The sequence below is a fragment of the Archangium sp. genome, assembly GCF_036389735.1.
GTDB lineage: Bacteria > Myxococcota > Myxococcia > Myxococcales > Myxococcaceae > Archangium.
In genome coordinates this window covers 1-3,227 of record NZ_DASVWK010001105.1, presented here as the reverse complement: position 1 = coordinate 3,227, position 3,227 = coordinate 1, and the positions used below count along the sequence as shown (strand labels likewise).

General features: G+C 66.7%; 4 protein-coding genes. 2 read left to right on the top strand and 2 right to left on the bottom strand.

Annotation, left to right across the window (positions count from 1 at the left end):
• On the bottom strand, nt 1–226 hold a 226-nt coding region (locus VF794_RS39755), incomplete at its 3' end, for a hypothetical protein (RefSeq protein WP_331118931.1).
• A gap of 335 nt (nt 227–561) precedes the next feature.
• Between VF794_RS39755 and VF794_RS39750 the strand changes: the two genes are divergently transcribed.
• Together VF794_RS39750 and VF794_RS39745 are read left to right on the top strand one after the other, a co-directional pair.
• Nucleotides 562–936, top strand: coding sequence for a hypothetical protein (locus VF794_RS39750; RefSeq protein WP_331118930.1), 375 nt, complete (start codon nt 562–564; stop codon nt 934–936).
• A 203-nt stretch (nt 937–1,139) separates the two neighbouring features.
• Nucleotides 1,140–2,660: an ELWxxDGT repeat protein gene (locus VF794_RS39745; protein WP_331118928.1), complete on the top strand. Its 1,521-nt coding sequence runs from the start codon at nt 1,140–1,142 to the stop codon at nt 2,658–2,660.
• 48 nt (nt 2,661–2,708) lie between these two features.
• On the opposite strand, the gene VF794_RS39740 is transcribed toward VF794_RS39745, so the two are convergent.
• On the bottom strand, nt 2,709–3,062 hold the full coding sequence (locus VF794_RS39740) for a hypothetical protein (protein WP_331118926.1): 354 nt from the start codon (nt 3,060–3,062) through the stop codon (nt 2,709–2,711).
• Between the last annotated feature and the right edge of the window lie 165 nt (nt 3,063–3,227).

The window sequence follows — 3,227 nt, the reverse complement described above, 5'->3', positions numbered from 1 at the left end:
GTTGCAGGCTGTCAACGTTGCAGCGTGTCGGAGCAATGCTGCTTCCCCCTTGGTATCTCGCCCCACTGATGAACACCCCCGCGTTGGAGTTTCCAGAGGAATCCACAGCAATGGGTGACTCAGCATCGAAGCGGTAATGTGCAACAGGCCCAGGAACATCCTGCGCCTCGCCAACTCTCGCATATAGTAAGAAAAAAATACTGACGACCAGTCGCAACCTACCCATGGGTGTCTCCTTTCTCTTGCAAGTAAACACGCTAAATCTGGCCCAGTCCGTCGCTCCACCAAACCTATCCTCGAAAAAGAGAGCAGAATCGAACGGAGAACAGGAGAAGGAAAAGTGTTGAAGGTCAGGAGAGATGACACTCGATGGGATAGGTCCACATTCCGTCGTTTAAATCTGGTCAGAAAATAAAAACCAAGGATACCTACCTGGGAGAGGCGCCCTTCCGTCGAGTTCCTGCCCACGTGTCCGATCCACGGCGTGGCGGCAAGGCCTGTGCTTTCCTCTGGGCCATGCGCTCCCACTTCAGCCGGACAGCCGTGAAGGTGGCCCGGTTCGTGGCTTGGCTCGACCGCCAACCCCGACTCGCCCCGCTGCTGCCGAAGGGAGCCGCCGCGTCCACGGAACGACTCCTGCTCCAAGTGGGACTGCTGAAGCCCTGGATGCTGCGGCTCTTCAGCGCTCCCTGGTACAGCCGGCTCCTGACCTCCATCGAGAAGCGCACCGTGCCGGGCCAGATACTGCTCGTCGGGTTGCGCAAGCGCTTCATGGACGAGGAGACCCGCGCGGCGTTGGTGGGAGGCTCGCGGCAAGTGCCCTCGTTGGAGCGGGGCTCGAACTTACCCGCGAGGCGGAACCATCTGGACGAGTCGCCGGAGCGCGTGGACCTGCATCGCCGCTACCTGTGGTGCCCGCGGGCCTGTCGGAGCTGAGGGTGCGCGGCCTTGAGTACCCCGCTGTGGCCAAGAAGCGCTGAGAGTCGAAAACCTCGCTCCGAGAGTCGAACGCGTCACATCGGGTAGGACCCGGCTCCTACTTGGTGTGCGGTCATTGGGTTTCTATTCCAGGGGGCCACTGGGCAGAGCGCCCCACGGTCCACACCCTGTGCTCGCCAATCACAGGATGGAGGTCGGGGATGAAATCGTGGCGTGGGGTGGTGCTGGGGTGCACGCTGGCGCTGGGGTGTGCCGGCTCGCTCCCGGAGCAGGAGGACGAGCGGACGCAAGCCAGTACCCCTGGGGACATGGGGGATGAGGAGCTGACGGCGACGTGGGACCGCCCGGAGCCGGGGAGCGCGCGGCTCGTCAGGGACATCTTCCCTCCGTCCGACCTGCCCTCACGGCTCGGCCCCGTCCCGGAGAGCCTGGTGGAGTTCCGCGGCAAGCTCTACTTCGCCGCCAACTTCGAGGACGGCCGCCGGGAGTTGTGGAAGAGCGATGGCACCTCGGGGAGCACCGTGCCGATCCTGCGGTTCCCCCCGTTCCCGGGCGGCTTCTTCATCGACCGGATGACGGATCTGACGCCGGTGGGCTCGCGGCTCTTCTTCGTGGTGGGTGATGAGCCTCATGGCCGCGAGCTGTGGGTCAGCGATGGGACGACCGGGGGAACGCGGCTGGTGAAGGACCTCACGCCCGGGCCCGAGGACGGTGAGCCGTTCGACCTCAGGGCCGTGGGAAGGACGCTGCTCTTCTTCCGCTTCGTCCCCTCGACTCCCACCGCTCCCTCCCGCACCGAGCTGTGGAAGTCCGATGGCACCGAGGCCGGCACGGTGAGAGTGAAGGATCTGGGGCCCGAGTCCTCCGTCCTCACCTCGAAGGCCCTCGTGGGTGACACGCTCTTCTTCGCCCTCTCGGAAGCGGAGCACGGCACCGAGCTGTGGAAGTCCGATGGCACCGAGGCCGGCACCGTGCTCATCAAGGACATCGTTCCGGGCCCCGAGAGCTCGAACCCCTTCAGCCTCAGGACCGTGGGTCGTCATATCTTCTTCGCCGCCACGGAGCCCGCTCACGGCACCGAGATGTGGAGGACCGATGGGACCGAGGCCGGCACGATGCTCGTCGCGGACCTGACGCCGGGCCCGGCCAGCGAGTTCCCGCAGGTCCTCGAGGCGGTGGGAAACTGCCTTTACGTCGCGAGGGTGGATCCCTCCGACCGCTTGATGCGCCTGTACAGGCTGAAGAACAGCGATGACGGCGTGGGCGTGAGGCTCGTCACCACGCTTCCCAATCCCTTCGCCGACGATCCCGATGCGTTCCCGTTCATCACCACCTCCGCCGTCGCGGGCAGGAAGCTCTTCTTCGGGCTCGGCATCTCCACCTCGGGCCCGGCTCCACGTGACGTCCAGCTCTGGGTGACCGATGGGACGGGCTCCGGAACGAAGCTGCTGCACCGGCCCTTGAGCCTGTCGGACGAATTCGGCTCCGAGCTCTTCGCCCTGGACGGCCGCATCCTCTTCACGGGCAATGAGGAGGCAACGGGCCTGGAGCCGTGGGAGAGCGACGGGACGGTGGCGGGTACGCGACGGCTTCAGGACATCGCGCCGGGGCCCGTCGGCTCGTTCCCCCGGAGCTACACCCGTGTGGGCTCGAGGGTCTTCTTCGTCGCCGACGACACGGTCCACGGCACCGAGCTGTGGGTCCTCCCGCTGCGGCGCTGAGCCGTGAGGAAAGAGGCCCACGAGTCCTTCCTCGCGGGCCTCTCGTGTCTACCGGGCGAACAGGCCCCGCAGGCAGAGGGCCACGTACACCGCGGAGAGGCCCGCCATGGCGGACTGGGACACGATCGCCGCGGGCCGTTCGAGCTTCTCACCGCGAAGCAGTGCGGGCAGCCGGGCGAGCGCTCGCGCGGTCCCCACCAATCCGAGCAACTCGAGGAGCGCCGAGCCTCCCAGCACGGCCTTGGGTGAGGAGCCGCGCCGCTCCAGCAGGCCCAGGCCGAGGGCCGCCGTCCCGAAGCCCGCGGGGATGAGCGCCGTCTTGTGCCGCGCTCCCGTCGCGACGTAGCCGCCCACTCCGAGCGTCGTCAGCAGGGTCCCATAACCAAGCGTCCAGTTCTCCACGCCGTACCTCCTCGATTCGGATTCCACCCGGGCCCCGAAAGGCCCGGGGGAATCTGGGCACGGCGCCGGCCGGTCACCACGTCATGACGGCCTTCGCGGCGGGGGCGGCGGGCTCGGCGGCGACGGGTTGCTCGAGGTCGCGGAAGCCCTCCTTCTTCGCGCGGA

Excerpts from the sequence above, each read along its gene's own strand:
- VF794_RS39745 (WP_331118928.1), top strand. The coding sequence starts at position 1,140 with ATGAAATCGTGGCGTGGGGTGGTGCTGGGGTGCACGCTGGCGCTGGGG.